Origin of the sequence: Novosphingobium sediminicola (assembly GCF_014196525.1) — a bacterium.
GTDB classification, from domain to species: Bacteria; Pseudomonadota; Alphaproteobacteria; order Sphingomonadales; family Sphingomonadaceae; genus Novosphingobium; species Novosphingobium sediminicola.
The window spans coordinates 1-17,522 of sequence record NZ_JACIDX010000014.1; the positions used below are offsets into that span (position 1 = coordinate 1).

Sequence of the window (17,522 nt, forward strand, 5' to 3'; positions counted from 1 at the left end):
GTCGAACTTGATCGACATATCCCGCACCGCATCATCGCCGCGCTTCTCAATATCGCCCAGCGCCGCCTCGACAATATCACGAACCTTGCGATCCGACGCCGCCTTCTCTTCCGCAGCCGCGCCGCGCTTCAGCCAGATGGCCATGCAAAAATCTCCCCATGAAAGGCTGTTTGGCTGTCATCTGACATGCGCTCCGCCACCCGACCATCGCATGTTATCGATGGTTTGCTATCGACCAAATGCCGTTGCCGCCTCGCGCCCGCGCGCTAGGTTCCACGCCAGATGATAAATTCCGGGAGATATATGCAATGCGTCTGGCCACGCTGAATAATGGCACAAAGGATGGGCGGCTGATCGTGATCTCGCCCTCGGCCACACATTACGCGCCCGCCCCCATCGAAACGATGCAGGCGGCGCTGGAGGATTGGGGCAATGCCAAAACCGCATTGGCCGCGATTACCAATTTCCCCGAGATCCTCGATGTGGATCAGCTGCTCGCCCCCCTGCCGCGCGCATGGCAATGGCTCGACGGCTCGGTCTATCCCAGCCATGGCGCGCTGATGGACAAGGTGCTGGGCATCGAGCCGGAAAAGCCCAATGCGCCGCTGATGTATCAGGGCGTGTCGGACACGTTCTATGCCCCGCGTGCCGATGTACCGATGGCCGACGAAGCGTTGGGCATTGATTTCGAGGGTGAATTTGGCATCCTGACCACCGCCGTCCCGATGGGCACGCCCGCCGCCAAGGCCGGTGATCACATCGCGCTGGTGGTCCAGATCAACGACTGGTCGCTGCGTAAACTGGCCGGGCCGGAAATGAAGACCGGCTTTGGCTGGATTCAGGCCAAGCCTCCCTGCGGCATGGCCCCCTTTGCCGTGACGCCCGATGAACTGGGCGAAAACTGGCGCAATTTCCGCCCCGCGCTGCACCTCAACGTACAATGGAACGGCGCGCAATTCGGCAATGCCTATGGCGAGCCGATGGCCTATGGCTTCGACGATCTGCTGGCCCATGGCGCGCGCACGCGCAATCTGGTGGCGGGCACGGTGATCGGTTCGGGCACCGTCTCGAACGAGAATTTCCGCGAGGTCGGCTCTTCCTGCATCGCCGAGCGGCGCGGGATCGAGATCGTGGACGAAGGCGCCCCGCGCACCGAATTCATGACCTATGGCGACACCGTCCGCATGGAGGCGACATTGCCCGATGGACGCGCGCCCTTTGGCGTGCTGGAACAAAAAGTGGTGCAGGCATGAGCATCAAGCTCGCGATCCTGCCCCGCACGCGTGAGGGCCTGAGCCGCGAAGGATTGCAGGCCTATCTGGCGGACTCCCATGGCCCGCTGGTCATGGCCCATGGCGAGGTCAGCGCCATGTTTGCCGGCTATGTCCATCACTATGTGCAGGATGAGCCATCGCCGCTGGGCGCAGCTTTGGCGGATCGCGATGCGCTGACCATCATCCACTTTGCCCGTATCGAGGATATGATCGCCTCCAAAGCCTCGCCCGCCTATGCCCAGATCGTCGGGCCGGACGAGGATAATTTCCGCGAACTGGCCGGATCGCTGGCCATGCTGCTGTCCGAAACCACCGTTCTGGCCGGGCCGGAGGATGTTGCGCGCAAGCTCTTCACTTTCCGGCATGGCGCCGATGCGCAGGATGCGGAAGGCTGGGCCGCAAAACTGGCCCCCATCCTTGCCGCACAGGGCGAGGATGGGCCAATTGCGGCGTGGCGCATCAACACAGTTGCCCGCACATTGGAAGGCCCCGCCCCGGCGGAATTGTTTGATGAAGTGTCGCTGCGCGGCCCCATTCCCGCCGATCTGGCCGATGCCCTGACCGCCGCGGCGCAAGCCTATTTTGCCGATGCCCCGGCCTCGGTGCTGGTCACCAGCCCCAAGATTTTTGTTTCCAGCCAAAGGATTGAAACCATGGAAATGTCTGATTCCGGCCTGCCGCCGATCCAGCGCGTGGTCACCGGCCATGATGAAAACGGCCGCGCCATCTTCAAATCCGAAGATGTGACCCCCACCAAGATGATCCCCAGCGGCGACGCCAGCTTCCTGACCATCTGGTCCACCGAAACCGTTCCCGCCGACCTCAACGATGAGCGCGACGGGCGCGACCTGCCCACCGGCCTGACGCTGGAGCGCGGCAGCGTGATCCGCATCACCGATATGCTGCCCGGCAAGGAAAGCCCGTTCCACCGCACCAACAGCGTCGATTACGGCATAGTGCTGAAGGGCGAAATCGAGCTGGAACTGGACGATGGCCGCAAAAAGACCATCCGCGAGGGCGGCATCATCGTTCAGCGCGGCACCAACCACCTTTGGCGCAACACCACCGATCAGGTATGCCGCATCGCCTTCATCCTGATCGAGGCACCCGCCTACAAGCACAATGGCGTGCCGCTGGACGAGGCCAAGCCCGAGCAGGTCCACCCCGCCTATGGGGAAATGGGCGAGTAACAAGCCGCGGTTTTGACCGTGATGGGATCATGATGGGGTGGGGCCATGGCCTCACCCTTTCATGTCATCAGGGTCGAGCCGCAGCAGGAGTAAAACCATGATGTTCGATCTGACGGGCAAGGTGGCAATTGTCACCGGTTCTACACGCGGGATCGGCCGCGCCATTGCGCAGGCGATGATGGATGCCGGGGCGCGCGTGGTGATATCCAGCGAAGACCCCGCCGACACCGCCCGCGCCGCCGCAGAGATGGGCGCATTGGGTATCCCTTGCGATGTGACCGATGATGCGGCGCTGGGCGCGCTGGTCGATGGCACGGTGGCGGCGCTGGGGGGGCTGGATATTGTCGTGTGCAATGCCGGGATCACCGGGCGGCCCGGCCCCTTTGCCGCCATTGACATGGCGGATTACGCCCGCGTGATGGCGATCAACCTGCGCTCTCAGGTCGTGCTGTGCAATCTGGCCTATCCGCATCTGCGCGAGCGGGGCGGCAATGCGGTGCTGATCGCCAGCCTGTCGGGCCTGCGCGGCAATGGGGCGATCAATGCCTATGCGCTGGCCAAGGCGGGCGTGGCGCAGCTTGCGCGCAATCTGGCCGTGGAATGGGGGCCGCATGGGGTGCGGGCCAATGCGATTTCGCCCGGCTTCATCGCCACCGAACTTTCCGCTCCCTTGCTGGCCAACGAGGCATTCATGACCCGCCGCATGGGGATGACCCCGCTGCGCCGCCCCGGTACGCCGCAGGAAGTGGCGGGCGCGGCGGTGTTTCTGTCGAGCGCGGCGGGCGGGTTTGTCACCGGCCACAATCTGGTGGTGGATGGCGGGACGCTGATTACCGACGGGAGCTGATCGCTCCCGTCACCACGCCGTCGCCCCGGCATCCACCGCGATGTTGGCGCCAGTGACATAGCGCGCCTCGTCGCTGGCCAGCCAGGTCGCGGCATGGGCAATGTCCTGCGGTTCGCCCAAAACCTTGACCATGTTTTTGGCCAGCACTTTCTCGCGCAGGGCAGGTTCGCTTTCCATATGCGCGCGCGTGGCGGCAGTCAGGATAAAGCCCGGCGCGATTGTGTTGGCGCGGATGCCATGGGGGGCGCCCTCCATCGCCAACTGGCGCGTCATGGCCAGCACCCCGCCCTTGCCCGCGCAATGCGCCAGCGCGGCGGAACCTTCCAACGCATGAGCCGCATTGGCGCTGGCGAAATTGATGATGCTGGCCCGCCCGCTGGCCTTCAGCAGGCCCCATGCCGCCCGTGTGGGCAGGAACACGATGTCGAGTTCGCCCACCAGCGTCCGCTTCCACTGGGCATAGGTCATCTCTTCGATCCACGCGAAAGTCGCGAAAGCCGCTGCATTGAGCAGGATGTCCACCCGCCCATGCTCCGCGCCGATGGCAGCGAAGAGATCGGCCACCGCGGCCTCATCGGTCAGATCGCAATCCCGATCCGCGCCGGAAATATCGACGCCGATGACTGTTGCGCCCTGCTCCCGGAAATGCTCGGCGCAACCCGCGCCAATGCCATTGCCCGCCCCGGTGAGCACCGCCACCTTGCCCATCAGACGACCTGGGCCCGCCAAACGATCAGCCATGGAGCGCCACCTTCTGTCCTGCGTCCAACGCCTGCCCTTTGCGCAGCGATCCGACCAGAGCGCCAATCGCCCCCAGCAGCGCCGCGCCAGACAGCAGGCTGAACGCCCCCATCAGCCCGCCTGCGCGGCTGCTGGCCAAAGTGACCACCACCGGGCAGAGGAATTGACCGATGGAAAAGGCCCCGGTCCACAGGCCAGCCGCGCGGGCGCGAATGTCAAAGGGCAGCCCGTCCATCGCCCAGACCAGCAAGGTCGGCAACAGCACGCCCGCGCCCAATTGGTTGATGAAGCAGCCGATCAGGAAGGGCGTGGTTGACCCGGCCCGCCCCATCAGCAGGAAGCCGACCGTAAGAAAGGCAAACTCGCCCAGCAGCAGATACGCCACCCGCGCCCGCCCGATCCGCGAATAGATGAAGGTGCCGATCGGCACGCCAATGCTGGCCACCGAGGTCAGGAAGCCGATCTGGCCCGGATCGCTCACGCCCAGCAGGGCAATGCCCCGCCCGGCCTGAATTTGCACGGTATAGAACAGCACCGAGCCATAGATGGTGATGGCGATGATCCCGGCCATCCGGCTCCACGGGAAACCCGCCCAAGCGCCGTGATGCGGGGCATGATCCGCCTCCTCGTCGGCGTCCACCCCGGACGGTTCCCAGGTGAAGATCAGCACCAGCGCCAGCATGACCAACGCGCAGCCATAGACCCAGAAAGGCGCGCGCCAGCCAAAGCGGCCCAATTGCCCGCCGATGTTGAAAAACAGCAGCGCCGACATCGAGGCGAAAGCCGTTTGCCCCGCCAGCCATTTGTCGCGCGCGGCGCCCTTGAAATAGTCGCCGATCATTGTCGTGGTCAGCACCATGATCAGCGCTTCGGCCACGCCGACGCCGATGCGGCTGATGATGATCGCGGTCAGATCGGTGAGGAAAACCGGCGCGATGCCCACCACCGCATAGGCCACCAGCGCCCAGATCAGCAAACGCCGCCGCCCGAACCAGTCCCCCAGCATCCCCGCCACCGGCGAAAAGATCGCCACGCAGAGCGCAGGCACCGTCAGGATCATCGGCACCCAATATTCATGCGCCGGAATCCCGGAAAACTCGTTCAGCAACCCCGGCAGGATCGGCGCCAGCAGCACGATGGCCATGGTGGAAAGCGTGATCGGGATAAGCAGCGATAGGCCTGTCATGAAACCCGGCTGATGGTGGCCTGTCACCTGCATATTCTCCCGATGTGCGGCCCCGGCTTTGGGGGCCTATTTTCTCTTGTCCCTTGATTAGGCGCTTTGGCGCGAGGCTTCTATTTCAATCCGCCGATGGGCAGCTATCCATGGCGTGAATAGGATCAGGCGTCCTTGCTGACCCCGGCGGCCGAAATGGCGGCGATCAGTAGCGGCCCGCAAAACAGGGCAAAGATCGCCACCAGCGGCCAATGCTGGCCCAGCGCCCAGCCGCCCAGCAAAGGCCCGGTAAACGCCCCGATCCGACCAATGCCAAAGGCCCAGCCGATGCCCGTGGCGCGCACCGCATCGGGATAGACCTGCGCGGCCAGCGGATAGAGCATGTTGAAGCCGCCCTGAAGCGTGACGCCCATCAAAAAGGCCGAGGCCAGCACGCCCCACAGCGGCATGGACACCCCGCCAAAGAACAGGAACACGCCCGCAGTTGCCGCCAGCAGAATGCTGCACAGGCGGCGCACGTCATAATGGGTGCCTGCGATGCTCATCGCCACAGTTCCGGCAAAGGCGCCGAAATTATAGATCGCGCTGGCGATGATCGCCTGCGTCTGGGGCAGGCCCGCCTCGATCGAGAGTTTGGTGATCCAGCTGGTGATGAAATAGAGCGCCATGAAGCCGCAGATCGTGGCCACCCAGAGGCGGATCGAATTGGCGCGGCGCGGGCCGCTGACCACTTCTCCGATGCTGGCCTGTTGCCCCGATGCGCCCGCGTCCAATCCGGCGGGCAAGACCGCAAGGATCACGGGCACCAGCAATGCCGAAACCGCCGCCGTGCCCAGCAGGACCGAATGCCAGCCAAAGACCGGCAGCGCCCATGCGGTGATAAAGCCGGTAAACATCGCCCCGATGGGATAGCCCGCCTGAAGCACGCCCACGGCAAAATTGCGATGCTTGCGCGGGGCCACGCGCGCGGCGATGGCCGAAATGCAGGCCAGCACCGTGCCGATACCTGTGCCGATGAAAAAGCGCACAAAGGCCAGTTCCAGCACCGAATGGGTAAAGCTGGACACCGCCATAGCCAGCGCCATCAGCGCCATGGCCAACGCCACCATCCGCCGCCGCCCGAACCGGTCGGCCATCGGCGCAAGGCCAAGGCCCCCCAGCGCCATGCCCGCAAGGCCGGTGCTGAACACGATGGCCAGTTCCGCAGGCGAAACACCCCATTCATTTTGCAGCGAGGGCGCAATGAAGGAGACGACCAGCACATCCATGCCATCGGCCATGTTCAGCGCGAAACACAGCGCGACAATCGCCATCGCCTTGCGGGTCCAATGGTCATCCGCCGTATCAACAGTCGTATCGTGGACAGTATCAGGAGCAGCGGAGACAAAGGCCATTGGAGGTCTATCCTTCGGGGGTTTTTAGAATTGGACAGGATCGCGGTGGGCGGCCTGCGCGTTCAGGCGGATCGAGGCATTGGTCGCACCATAGGCGTCATAGCCGCGCCGCTGGACCACCTCGAAGAAGATGCGCTTGGCCACGGCCCGGCTGTAGAACTGGAAATATTCGCCCGCATCATCGCGGTCATAGAGGATGTTGTGTTCGGCAAGCCGGGCCACCAACGCAGGCTCAAGGCCAAAGCGGGCCTCCAGATCCTCGTAATAATTGGGACCGATGGCCAGGAAGGGCAGACCCGCCGCCTTGGCCCGCGCGGCCACGGCAAAAATGTCGTCGCAGGCAAAGGCGATATGCTGGACCCCGGCGCCGAAGTAATTATGCAGAAAGCGCGTGGAAAGCGCATTGGCCGCCATCGAGCCATTGAGCGTGAAGCGCACCGGTTTGGCCGCGTTGCGGCTTTCCACCGCCTGCGAATAGACGATGCCCATGGGGTCGGAGATTTCGAGCTGGGGCGTTTTGGCGAAATCGAACAGCGCTGTGTAATAGAGCAGCCAGCTCAGCATTTCCTCATATTGCATCGTCTGGGCAATATGATCGACGCGGGTCAGGCCGGTGGCGCCGGGCGCAGCGCTGCCCGGAAATTCCTGCGCCCACATATCGGCATCGGTGGCCGCATCGACCAGATAGAACAGCGAGCCCCCCACCCCGCGCACCGCCGGGATTTGCCATTCATCGGGGGCGACCGATTGGCTGAACCGGGGAATGTCGAGCGCTTCGGCTCGCGCAATCGCGGCGGATTGATCGGGCACGGCAAGGCCGATCGCGCAGACCGAGCCGCCATGGACCATGTCGAAACTATGGGCCAAACCTTCAGGCTCGGAATTGATGACGAGGTTGATCCCGCCCTGCTGCCAGCGCTCAACCTGCTTGGAACGGTGGCGGCCGGTGCGTTCAAAACCCAGCGCCTTGAAAATGCCGGTGAACTCCTCGGCTTCGGCATGGCTGGCGGCAAATTCGATGAATTCAACGCCCATAGGCGCGATGGCGGCGGGCATTTCGGGCGTCCGCCCCAGCGCGCGCGATGCGCCGTCATGCAGCACCTTCAACCCGCGCAGACCATCGCGCGCGACCTGACTGGCCGAGCCTGCGCGGAAACGGTCGTTGAAGATTTCAAGGCTCCAATAGCCGTCATAGCCGATGCGCAGCAATTGGGCGGCAAATTCATCCAGCGCAAAATCGCCTTGGCCGGGCATACAGCGGAAATGGCGGCTCCAGTTGAGCAGGTCCATTTGCAGGCGCGGCGCATCGGCCCATTGCACGATGAACAGCTTGTCGGGCCAGATGTCGCCGATGCTGGCGTTGGGGATATTGCGCGAGAGCGAGTGGAAACTGTCGAGCGTCAGGCCCAGCGCAGGATGATTGACATCGCGCACAAGGCTCCATGCATCGCGGTGATCGTTGACATGCGCGCCCCATGCCAGCGCCTCATAGGCGATGCGCTTGCCATGCTCGCCCGCGATTCCCGCGATGCGGGAAAGGTCGGAAAGCAGCGTGTCGCGATCCCCCGCCGCATGGGGCGAACAATTCGAGCAGAGCAGCACCAGATCGGTGCCCAGATCCTCCATCACCGCGAATTTGCGGCGCATCCGTTCCTCGGCCCGCGCGCGCTGTTCGGCGGGCAGGCCCTCGTAATCGCGGAAAGGCTGGAGCATCGCCACATCCAGTCCCAGATCACGGCACATCGCCCCGATCTCAACCGCCGATTGCGGGGCGCTGAGGAGATCGTTCTCGAAAATCTCCACCGCCTGATAGCCGGCCGCGGCAATGGCGTTCAGCTTCTCGGCCAAAGTACCGCTGATGGAGATAGTGGCGATGGAGGAACGAAACGGGGAGGTCATGCAGCCTGTTCTCCTGCAATATCCGCCAACAGACGCGCCAGCATCCGCTCCCGATCAGGAGCGACGCCGGTGATGTGGCGAAAGGCTTCGGCCGCCTGTCCTACCACCATCGACACGCCATTGGCCACCCTTTGCCCCTGCGCGCGGGCGGCAGCCAAAAGCTCTGTTTCCAAAGGGAAATAGATGATGTCGGCCAGCCATTGATCAGCGCGCATCAGCGAGGGATCAAACGGCACGCCCGGCAATTTGACCATGCCCACCGGCGTTGCATTGACCACGCCCGCGCGGCCCGCAATCGCGCCTGCCACATCATCGGCCACGGTAAAGCGGCAGGCGGGCACGGCCTGCGACAGGCTGTCGGCCAGCCGTTCTGCCCGCGCCGCCTCAGGGTCGAACAGCACCACCTCGCCCGCGCCCAGTTGCGCCAGCGCCAGAGCGGTCGCGCTGCCCGCGCCGCCGGTGCCGATCTGGGCCACCGATGCGCCCGCAATCGAGCCGAAAGCCCGCTCGACCAGCCATGAAAAGCCGATCCAGTCGGTGTTCTCGCCGCGCACCCGCCCATCACGAAACACCAGCGTGTTGACTGCGCCCAGCACGCGCGCCTCATCGCTCAATTCATCGCAATGCTCGATCACCTGCTGCTTGAAGGGAAAGGTCACATTGCTGCCCGAATAGCCGATATCGGCCATCAGGCGCACCGCCCGCCCCAGTTCCTCATCGCCCCAATGCATCGCGTCGAAATCGAACAGGCGATAGGTCAGCGGCACACCCAGCGCCCGCGCCTCGGCCTCATGGATTGCGGGCGAGCGGCTGGCGCCTATGCCCCGCCCGATCAGGCCGACAGCGTGGGAGGAAAGCGAGGGGGAAACATGGGTCATGAAAACAATCTCGGAAAAAGAAAGACCGGGAGGGCATGAGCCGCCCTCCCGGCAGTCAGGGTAGGGAAGATTTACGCCATACGCCGCCTGATCCACAGCGCCATGGGCACAGAATAGAAAATATGGCTGAAAATGCCGCCGATGATGACGGCAGGGTCAAGGTAATCGGGGTGTTCATGGCCCGCGATAGCGATGGCCACATGCATCACCACCCACAAAACGGGCGCGAGCAGCAGCCCGGCAAGGCTGGCCTCCCATCCGCGACGGCGCAGCCCCGGCCACGCCACCGCAAACAGCACGCCCCAAACCAGCGCGAAACCAAAGTGGATGGCAATCCCCAGCAGATAGGCAAGCGACCCGAGGGCCTCCTGAAAGGCTTTGCCAAACACCAGTCCGGTGGCGTTGCGGGCAATTCCGGCGAGCGGCATCATATGCTGCACGCCGACCCACACCACCGCCTCATAGATCCAGATCACCACCCCGCCGAGCAGCCCGCCCTCCAATCCCGCTTTGACGGTCAGAGCAGGGGTCGGGCTGCCGGACGGGGCGCGCATCAGAAGGACACCGACACGGTGCCGCCGACATAGCGGTAGAAGTCACGCGGCAAGGCCTGAGCCACCGCGCCCGCGCCGCCCACCGAGCCCGAAATGCGGCGCATACCGGCCACATAACGCTCGTCGAACAGGTTCTTCACATAGAGGCCCAGCTTATACTTGCCTTCGGGCGAGGTGAAGGTGATTGAGGCATTGGCCACGCCGAAGGAAGGACGCAGCCAGGGCGAGTTTGGATTGGTCGCATCGGCCAAATTGGTGAACAGCGTCTTGCCGGTCCAGGTATAGTTGGTCGACAGATTGGCCTCCCAGCCGCCCACCGGAACATCATAGCTGCCCGTCAGGCCCCACTTGGCCTCCGGCGCGTTCAAAGGCATGCCGCCCTTGATGTTCTGGGTGGCGCTCAGGAACAGATCGCCAAATTCGTTTTTCGAGAACAGGAAGTTGCCCGACAGGCGCAGCGCCGGAACCGGGCGCAGCACGATGTCGCCTTCGATGCCCTTGGTATAGAGCTTGCCCGCCGAACGCAGCACCGGCGCGCCAGAGCCGTCGGTGCCCGAGGACGATGTCTGATAGCCGTCGAAGGTGGTCTTGTATCCGGTCAGGTTGATCGTCAGCTTGCGGTCGAACCACTGGCTCTTGATGCCGATTTCATACGAGGTCGAGGTTTCGGGCGCAGCGGGAAGCGCCGCCATGCCCGCCGCGGTCACATACATGTCGGCATCGACCGCCTGCCCCTTATAGCCCTTGGCGAAAGAGGCATAGGTCATCAGGTCACGGGTAAATTCATAGCGTGCGGTGATGCGGCCCAGCAGCGCGGTATCGCTGAAGGTGCGATAGAAATCCCAGTTCGGCGTGCCGGCATTGGCGCCGCCCGTGGTGGGCGTGCCGATATGGTCGCCATTGGGGCCGGTCACCTTCTTGTGGTTCCACTTCAATTCGTCATGCACCACGCGCATCCCGCCCGTCAGCGTCAGCTTCGACGTGGGGTGCAGGTTGAGATTGGCGAACAGGGCCGAATTGATGTTCTGCACCTTGGTGATCAGGTCGGCGAACACATAGGCGTTGGGATTGGTGACGGTCACCGTGTTGGCGGTGGGGAAGGCCACATTGCCCGCGATGTTCGAACGCACGCCGCCGATCGACAGATCGCGCTCGGTCATCGAATTATAGTAGAAGGCCCCCAGGATATAGTCGGCAAACCCGCCGGTGGGCGAGGCAAGGCGCAGTTCCTGGCTGAATGTGTCGCTCTTTTCCAGACTGTTGCTTTCGCCGCAGAGCAGGCTGCCGTTGACCGTGCGACAGGCAAAGCTGAGCGGGTTGAGCAGCAGCGCCTGCATCTTGGCCAGCGCAGCATCGGCGGTGATGCCGGGGTTGGTGGCGCTGAACAATTGCTGGGGCGTGACGCCGGTAAAAGGCGCGTTGGTGCCGTCGCGGTCGCGAATGGCAAAGTCGCGGTACTGGCGATAGGCGGTGATGCTGGTCAGGGTGAAATCGCCCAGCTTGGCCTCGGCCGTCAGCGAGACGCCGCGATTCTTCTGCCAGCCGACCTGCTGCGTGTCGAAATTGACATAGCGGTTGTCGGGGCCGACGGGCGTGCCGGTATAGGCGGCGGTGACATTGCCGCTGGCGGCGGCCACGCGGATCGGTTCGCCGCAGCAATCGGCCTTGCGATAGGCCCAATCGCCCGCCAGCGTGAAGGTCAGGCCGTCATAGGGTTCATAGAGGAACTTGCCGCGCACCCCATAGGACTGCGAATTGTTGACCGTCGAATTGGTGGCCTTGTTGATGACCAGCCCGTCCTCGGTGTGATAATAGCCCGACACGCGAAACGCGGTGGTGTCGGACAGCGGGCCGGTCAGCATGGCATTGACGCCATATTCATTGTTGGCGGCCGCCACGAGTTCGACCTTGCCGCCCAGCTTCTTGCGGTCCGGCCCCTTGGTGACGATCACCACCGCGCCCGCCGAGGCGTTCTTGCCCTGCAGCGTGCCTTGCGGCCCGTTCAGAACTTCGACGCGCTCCAGATCGTTCAGCCCGTCAAAGACCGATCCCACGCGGGTGTAAACCACGCCATCGACGATGGTGGAAACCGAAGGCTCGACACCCACCGAGAAGGTTTCGGTGCCGATGCCGCGGATCGAGAAGTTGAACAGGCGCGCTTCATCGGCGGCCTGAAAGTTCAGCGTGGGCGAGATCTGGCCAAATTCCTTCGGGCTCTGGATCGCCATCTTCTGCAAGGTGGCCGCCTCGACCGCCTGAATGGACACCGGCACCGATTGCAGGCGCTCGGAGCGCTTTTGCGCGGTCACGATGATGTCGCCGGGGGCCTGCGGAGCCTCTGCGGCCTGCTGGGCAAAGGCCGGAGCCGATACCGCCAGAGCACATGCCATCGAGACGAACGAAATCCGGGCGTGAAACGCCTTCATACACACTCTCCCTGTTTAGCGGCGCCCCGATGCGGCCAACATTTGGCTCGCAGCCCCTTGGCGCGCCGTAATCCTCATCCTTGCCCGACTAGGCCCAATTACCCCGCTGGGCGACTAGCCTTAGGTCGAGCCATTTGACGATTCGCTTTTATACGGACCGTTTGGTATGTCAACAACAAACATTCTGGTTGGAATGTTATTGCAATCCCGCGTCGCTTGCGGCTAGATAAATCCACGGTTTGGAGAGAATGCCGATGACGCCCGCACCATCAGATGGCAAAAAGCGCAAACAGCGCGATGCCGAAGCAACACGCGAAGCCATCCTTCAGGTGGCCACCGAGGAATATGCCCGCGTTGGCCTGCACGGGGCCCGAGTCGAGGAAATCGCCTCGCGCACAGCAACCTCCAAACATATGATTTACTACTACTTTGGCAGTAAAGAAGGCCTGTACCGCGCCGTACTGGAAAAGGCCTATGCCGATTTCCGCAGCGCCGAAACGGCGGTCGATTATGATGCGATGGACCCGGTGGCCGCGCTCGAACAACTGATCGGCATCTCGTTCGATACGCACCGGGCCAACCCGCATATCATCCGCATCATCATGTCGGAAAACCTCGATCAGGGCAGCCATCTGGCCGCCGACGATCAGACCGTGCAGCGCGCCAAGGTGCTCGACATCACCCGCAGCATCCTAAACCGGGGCAAACAGGCGGGCGTGTTTGCCGATGATGCCACTCCGCTCCACCTGCATATGTCGCTCAGCGCGCTGTGCTTTCACTTCCATTCCAACCGCTACACCTTTGGCACGATCTTCGCGGTGGATTACGAAAACCCCGCCTTTGTCGAAGAGCGCCGCGCCGAGGTGATCCGGACCCTGATGAAAAGGTGCCTCAAATGACACGTGCCATTTCGCTGGCCGCCCTCACCGTGCTGGAGGCCGGGCCGGTCGAAACGATCCGCATCGCGGCGGCCTGCGGCTATACCCATGTCGGCCTGCGCCCGGTGGCGGCCACGCCCACGGAACGCCACTGGCCGATGATGAGCGACGCCGCGCTGGCGGGCGAAATCCGCGCCGCGCTGGATGGCGAAGGGGTGGGCGTGCTGGATGTGGAGATCCTGCGCCTTACCGATGCGATCGACTGGGATCTGGTGCGCGCCACCGCCGATTATGCCGCAGCCGTTGACGCCCGACGCATCCTTGTGGCCGATAATGACCCCGATGCGGGGCGCAGCCGCGACAATCTGGCGCGCATGGGCGAGATAGCCGATGGCGCGGGCGCGGTGGTCGCGCTGGAATTCATGCCATGGACCCATGCGCCCAATCTTGCCGCCGCCCGCGCGCGAACGCAGGGATTGCGCGGGGTGGCGATGCTGATCGATGCTTTCCATCTGGTGCGCTCTGGCGGGCGGGTCGATGAACTGGTCGCGGGCGATCCGGCGATTTCCTATCTGCAATTGTGCGATATTGCAGGCCCCATCCCCGATATGGACGCGATCCTGACCGAAGCCCGCGCCGACCGCCTGTTCCCCGGCGAGGGCGAGGTTGATCTGGCGGGCATCCTTGCGCGCTATCCCACCTTGCCGATCAGTCTGGAAATCCCGGCGGATCGCTTGCGTTTGCTGGGCGTCGGCCCACGCGAACGCGCCGCTTTGGCCATCACGGCCATGCGCCGGGTGATGGAAAAGGCTGGCCAGAATGACTGAATGCGATCTGTTGGTCATCGGCTCGGGCGCGGCGGGCCTATGCGCTGCGGCGACGGGGGCTGTGCTGGGCCTTGATGTGGTGGTGGCCGAACGCGCGCCGGTGCTGGGCGGAACAACGGCATGGTCGGGCGGGTGGATGTGGCTGCCGCGCAACCCGCTGGCCGTGGCGGCGGGGATTGCGGAACCGCGTGAGGCGCCGCGTGATTATCTGGCCGCCGTGCTGGGCAATCGCTTTGATCCGGCCCGCATCGACGCCTTTATCGACACCGCCCCGGCGATGGTTTCGTTCCTGACGCAACATGGTTTCCTGTTCGAAGCGGGCAACAAGATCTGCGACATCTATGGCGACCAACCCGGCGCGGGAACTGGCGGGCGCTCGCTGATCGCCGCCGCCTATGACGCAACCGTACTGGGCGAGAAGCTGGGCCTCCTGCGCCTTACCAAGCGCGAGACATCCTTTCAGGGCATGCCGATACAGGCGGGGCCTGATCTGGGCGCTTTCCTCAACGCCACGCGCAAACCGGCGGCCTTTGCCCATGTGGCGCGGCGTTTGATCCGCCATGGCTGGGAAATGGCACGCCATGGTCGGGCGACGACTTTGCTCAACGGCGTGGCGTTGATCGCGCGGCTGTTTGAACTGGCCGACCGGCATGGGGCGCGGTGGATGGTGTCATCGCCTGCGGTGGAATTGATCGAGAGCCGAGGGCGGGTGATGGGCGCGGTGCTGCAAACGCCGCATGGGCGCGAAATGGTCCATGCGCGGCGCGGGGTCGTGCTGGCCACGGGCGGTGTTTCAGCCAATCCGGCCCTGCGCGCGCAATTGTTCCCTCATGCGGATAATCACGAGACGCTGGCGGTGCCCGAGGCTGATGGCGCGGGTCTGGCGCTGGCGCGGCCATTGGGCGCGGGTTTTGCCGATGATCTGGCCGCCAATGGCGCGTGGTGCCCTGTCAGCCATGTGACATGGAGCGATGGCGCGCGCGGCATCTTCCCGCATATTATCGAGCGCGGCAAACCCGGCGTCATCGCCGTGCGCGCCGATGGGCGGCGGTTTGTGAACGAGGCCAATGGCTATCACGACTATGTCCGCGCGCTGCTGGCCGCGACGCCCGAAGGTGAGGAGGCGCGGTCATGGATGATCTGCGACCATGCGTTCATCCGGCGCTGGGGTCTGGGGGTGGTGCGCCCTGCCCCGCTGCCCTTGGGTTATTGGATCAAGAGCGGCTATCTCCACCGGGCGCCCACGATTGCGGCGCTGGCGGCGCAATTGGGCATCGCGCCGCAACTGGCGCAGACGGTCGCGGATTATAACAGGGGCGCGCGCGAGGGCCGCGACGATCATTTCGGACGCGGATGGTCGCCCTATAACCGCTATCAGGGCGATCCGGAGCGGAGTCCAAACCCCAATGTCGCCCCCATCGAGCGCGGCCCGTTTTACGCCATCGAGGTCATTCCGGGCAGCTTCGGCAGCTTTGCCGGACTGAAAACCGACGCCGATGCGCGGGTATTGCGCGAGGATGGATCGGCCATCGCGGGCTTGTTTGCCGCCGGCGCGGATATGGCCAGCATCATGGGCGGGCATTATCCGGCGGGCGGGATCAACCTTGGCCCGGCGATGGTGTTTGGCCACCGCGCCGCCATGGCGGCGGCAGGACAAGAAGGCGCCGCCATGGCGGCGGCGGGACAGGAGAGCCCCGCCGCCTGATGAGGCTTTAACGCCCCGCGCCGATCCAAGCGGCAATACCATTGACCGGGGCCGTAAGTTTCGCGGCAAAGCTGGCCGCGTCATCCACCGGGCCTGCGCCCTTATACACCGCGACCTGCGGATAGGCATAGACCGGGCGGCTGCGCGGGGGCAGCAGTTTGCGCGGGGGGAACATGCCCGGAGGCGGGCCTTCCGGCTTGGGTCCGCCGCTGATCCCGACGGGCACGCCCTCGCCGGTCTGGCCCGCGCGGTGGGCGATCATCGCCTGAGGCGCATCGCCGCCCTCGACCCATGCCATCAGATCGGCCAGCAGCGGAAACTCGCTCGGCCCGTCGCCGCCCGAACAATGGCCCATGCCGGGAAAGAGGAACATGCGGATGAAACCATCACGCTGCGCCTTGCCCAGTTTTGCGCCGACGCGTTCGTAATAGTCGATCGTGTTCAAGGGGCTGATATGCGGATCGGCCCAGCCATGCCACAGGATCAGTCGCCCGCCGCGCGCATTGAAAGCCGAAAGGTCGGGATTGTCGGCGCTGTAGAGCGCGCGGGCCGGTTCCTCGGCGCGATACATCGCCTCGGTAAAGGGGAAGGTCTGGGGCGTGAAGGGCGTGGCCGGATTGGGGGTAAACAGCAGGTGGTTGATCGTATCACCAGCAAACATCGCGCTGCCGATCATGCCATCGGGGGTGCGCGGCACGAAAACGCCCACCCATTCCTCCTCGCTGCCCGGCATCAGCGGGCCGACTTCCAGCGCCTTGCCATCAGCCGTGCGTGCGCCCTGATAGATGAGGCGCGCGGCCTCCGCCTTGGCGGGCGTCAGGCATTTGCCCGCCTCATAAGCGCCCTTGCACAGGATCTGCGCCGGATTGACGCGGCAGGCGCGCGGATCAGTGATCTGTCCATCGGCCAGCCCGTCCATCGCATCGCAACTGGCCAGCGCCAAAGCATGAAGTGCCTTGGTATCATCGGCCAGCAAGATCGCCTTGCCATCCGCGCCGGTGTTCACTTTGGCCAGCCAGCCATGGTGGAAGCTGTTCTGCACCGTGAAATTGAGCGCCGGAGCGCCCGCCGCGATGCCGTCGAAATCCTGCGGATAACGCTGCGCCTCCATCAGAGCCTCGCGCCCACCGTCCGAACAGCCGGAGAAATAGGCATAGCGCGGCGCCTGACCGTAAAAGGCGCGGATCAGCCCCTTGGCCGCCAGCGCGGTCAGATGCACGCCGCGATGGGCGAAATCCTCGCGCTGTTGCACGCTTTTGCCCCATGCGCCGCCCATGCCCGAATGGCCCATGTCGGTGCTGGCCAGCACGACCGAGCCGTCGGTGACCGGGGTGCAGCTCTCGGCCTTGCCCGCATCAATGCGCAAATTGCCGCAAAGCCCGCCGCAGCCGGTTTGCAGATAGCGCTGGGTCCAGCCCGCCAGCGGCAGGCGCACCTCGAATTGGATCGCGGGCGCGATGGTGCCGGTCACGCGGCAATAGGGCTTGGCGCCCGTCACTTCGCTGGCCGCCAAATCGGTCTTGGCACCGGTCGCACCCGACAGATCAATCGAGGCCAGACTGGCGCAGGCCATGACCGGCGCGACCGGGGCCAGATTGGCTACACCCCCTGCCTGCGCCGCTGGACCCATGCCCATCCACACCGCCACCATCGTGAAAGCCCATAAAAGCCTTCGCAGCATCTTTGCTTCCTTTCCGTCATCCCCCATGCCAGCGTTAGTGGCCTATGCGTC

General features: G+C 64.2%; 14 protein-coding genes. 6 read left to right on the plus strand and 8 right to left on the minus strand.

What is annotated here, in order from left to right; translation table 11 throughout:
• Positions 1–308: 308 nt before the first annotated feature.
• The 3 genes from GGR38_RS16915 (at position 309) to GGR38_RS16925 (ending at position 3,311) form a co-directional block, all read left to right on the plus strand.
• The gene (locus GGR38_RS16915; RefSeq protein ID WP_183627344.1) at positions 309–1,253 is read left to right on the plus strand and encodes a fumarylacetoacetate hydrolase family protein; all 945 of its coding nucleotides are present in this window, start codon (positions 309–311) and stop codon (positions 1,251–1,253) included.
• Complete coding sequence (locus GGR38_RS16920) at positions 1,250–2,464, plus strand: EthD domain-containing protein (protein ID WP_183627345.1); 1,215 nt, start codon at positions 1,250–1,252, stop codon at positions 2,462–2,464. Before GGR38_RS16915 ends, GGR38_RS16920 begins: the two co-directional genes overlap by 4 nt.
• Before the next feature lie 97 nt (positions 2,465–2,561).
• Positions 2,562–3,311, plus strand: coding sequence for an SDR family NAD(P)-dependent oxidoreductase (locus GGR38_RS16925; protein ID WP_183627346.1), 750 nt, complete (start codon positions 2,562–2,564; stop codon positions 3,309–3,311).
• A 9-nt stretch (positions 3,312–3,320) separates the two neighbouring features.
• On the opposite strand, the gene GGR38_RS16930 is transcribed toward GGR38_RS16925, so the two are convergent.
• The 7 genes from GGR38_RS16930 to GGR38_RS16960 form a co-directional block, all read right to left on the minus strand.
• Complete coding sequence (locus tag GGR38_RS16930; RefSeq protein ID WP_183627347.1) at positions 3,321–4,052, minus strand: SDR family NAD(P)-dependent oxidoreductase; 732 nt, start codon at positions 4,050–4,052, stop codon at positions 3,321–3,323.
• Positions 4,045–5,238: an MFS transporter gene (locus tag GGR38_RS16935; RefSeq protein ID WP_246404848.1), complete on the minus strand. Its 1,194-nt coding sequence runs from the start codon at positions 5,236–5,238 to the stop codon at positions 4,045–4,047. The genes GGR38_RS16930 and GGR38_RS16935 overlap by 8 nt, the downstream gene beginning before the upstream one ends.
• A 155-nt stretch (positions 5,239–5,393) precedes the next feature.
• Complete coding sequence (locus GGR38_RS16940; RefSeq protein WP_183627349.1) at positions 5,394–6,623, minus strand: MFS transporter; 1,230 nt, start codon at positions 6,621–6,623, stop codon at positions 5,394–5,396.
• 24 nt (positions 6,624–6,647) lie between these two features.
• Positions 6,648–8,522: a bifunctional sugar phosphate isomerase/epimerase/4-hydroxyphenylpyruvate dioxygenase family protein gene (locus tag GGR38_RS16945; RefSeq protein ID WP_183627350.1), complete on the minus strand. Its 1,875-nt coding sequence runs from the start codon at positions 8,520–8,522 to the stop codon at positions 6,648–6,650.
• The gene (locus GGR38_RS16950; protein ID WP_183627351.1) at positions 8,519–9,400 is read right to left on the minus strand and encodes a shikimate dehydrogenase; all 882 of its coding nucleotides are present in this window, start codon (positions 9,398–9,400) and stop codon (positions 8,519–8,521) included. Before GGR38_RS16950 ends, GGR38_RS16945 begins: the two co-directional genes overlap by 4 nt.
• Positions 9,401–9,471: 71 nt before the next feature.
• Positions 9,472–9,954, minus strand: a complete 483-nt coding sequence (locus tag GGR38_RS16955; RefSeq protein ID WP_183627352.1) for a hypothetical protein — start codon at positions 9,952–9,954, stop codon at positions 9,472–9,474.
• Entirely contained in the window at positions 9,954–12,380 is a 2,427-nt protein-coding gene (locus tag GGR38_RS16960) for a TonB-dependent receptor (RefSeq protein WP_183627353.1), read from the minus strand. Before GGR38_RS16960 ends, GGR38_RS16955 begins: the two co-directional genes overlap by 1 nt.
• Before the next feature lie 254 nt (positions 12,381–12,634).
• On the opposite strand from GGR38_RS16960, the gene GGR38_RS16965 reads away from it, so the two are divergent.
• From GGR38_RS16965 to GGR38_RS16975, 3 genes are read left to right on the plus strand one after another with little or no spacing between them, the layout of a single operon-like run.
• Positions 12,635–13,279, plus strand: a complete 645-nt coding sequence (locus GGR38_RS16965; protein WP_183627354.1) for a TetR/AcrR family transcriptional regulator — start codon at positions 12,635–12,637, stop codon at positions 13,277–13,279.
• Positions 13,276–14,085: a sugar phosphate isomerase/epimerase family protein gene (locus tag GGR38_RS16970; protein ID WP_183627355.1), complete on the plus strand. Its 810-nt coding sequence runs from the start codon at positions 13,276–13,278 to the stop codon at positions 14,083–14,085. The genes GGR38_RS16965 and GGR38_RS16970 overlap by 4 nt, the downstream gene beginning before the upstream one ends.
• Positions 14,078–15,790 carry an FAD-dependent oxidoreductase gene (locus GGR38_RS16975; RefSeq protein WP_183627356.1) on the plus strand — a complete coding sequence of 571 codons (1,713 nt, stop codon included), beginning with the start codon at positions 14,078–14,080 and terminating at the stop codon, positions 15,788–15,790. Before GGR38_RS16970 ends, GGR38_RS16975 begins: the two co-directional genes overlap by 8 nt.
• Before the next feature lie 7 nt (positions 15,791–15,797).
• Here the strand turns inward: GGR38_RS16975 and GGR38_RS16980 are convergent, their stop codons facing one another.
• Positions 15,798–17,471, minus strand: coding sequence for a tannase/feruloyl esterase family alpha/beta hydrolase (locus GGR38_RS16980; protein WP_183627357.1), 1,674 nt, complete (start codon positions 17,469–17,471; stop codon positions 15,798–15,800).
• Positions 17,472–17,522: the final 51 nt, after the last annotated feature.

Excerpts from the sequence above, each read along its gene's own strand:
- GGR38_RS16920 (WP_183627345.1), top strand. The coding sequence starts at position 1,250 with ATGAGCATCAAGCTCGCGATCCTGCCCCGCACGCGTGAGGGCCTGAGC.
- GGR38_RS16930 (WP_183627347.1), bottom strand. The coding sequence starts at position 4,052 with ATGGCTGATCGTTTGGCGGGCCCAGGTCGTCTGATGGGCAAGGTGGCG.
- GGR38_RS16970 (WP_183627355.1), top strand. The coding sequence starts at position 13,276 with ATGACACGTGCCATTTCGCTGGCCGCCCTCACCGTGCTGGAGGCCGGG.
- GGR38_RS16925 (WP_183627346.1), top strand. The coding sequence starts at position 2,562 with ATGATGTTCGATCTGACGGGCAAGGTGGCAATTGTCACCGGTTCTACA.
- GGR38_RS16940 (WP_183627349.1), bottom strand. The coding sequence starts at position 6,623 with ATGGCCTTTGTCTCCGCTGCTCCTGATACTGTCCACGATACGACTGTT.
- GGR38_RS16965 (WP_183627354.1), top strand. The coding sequence starts at position 12,635 with ATGACGCCCGCACCATCAGATGGCAAAAAGCGCAAACAGCGCGATGCC.
- GGR38_RS16975 (WP_183627356.1), top strand. The coding sequence starts at position 14,078 with ATGACTGAATGCGATCTGTTGGTCATCGGCTCGGGCGCGGCGGGCCTA.
- GGR38_RS16945 (WP_183627350.1), bottom strand. The coding sequence starts at position 8,522 with ATGACCTCCCCGTTTCGTTCCTCCATCGCCACTATCTCCATCAGCGGT.
- GGR38_RS16980 (WP_183627357.1), bottom strand. The coding sequence starts at position 17,471 with ATGCTGCGAAGGCTTTTATGGGCTTTCACGATGGTGGCGGTGTGGATG.
- GGR38_RS16915 (WP_183627344.1), top strand. The coding sequence starts at position 309 with ATGCGTCTGGCCACGCTGAATAATGGCACAAAGGATGGGCGGCTGATC.
- GGR38_RS16960 (WP_183627353.1), bottom strand. The coding sequence starts at position 12,380 with ATGAAGGCGTTTCACGCCCGGATTTCGTTCGTCTCGATGGCATGTGCT.
- GGR38_RS16950 (WP_183627351.1), bottom strand. The coding sequence starts at position 9,400 with ATGACCCATGTTTCCCCCTCGCTTTCCTCCCACGCTGTCGGCCTGATC.
- GGR38_RS16935 (WP_246404848.1), bottom strand. The coding sequence starts at position 5,238 with ATGACAGGCCTATCGCTGCTTATCCCGATCACGCTTTCCACCATGGCC.
- GGR38_RS16955 (WP_183627352.1), bottom strand. The coding sequence starts at position 9,954 with ATGCGCGCCCCGTCCGGCAGCCCGACCCCTGCTCTGACCGTCAAAGCG.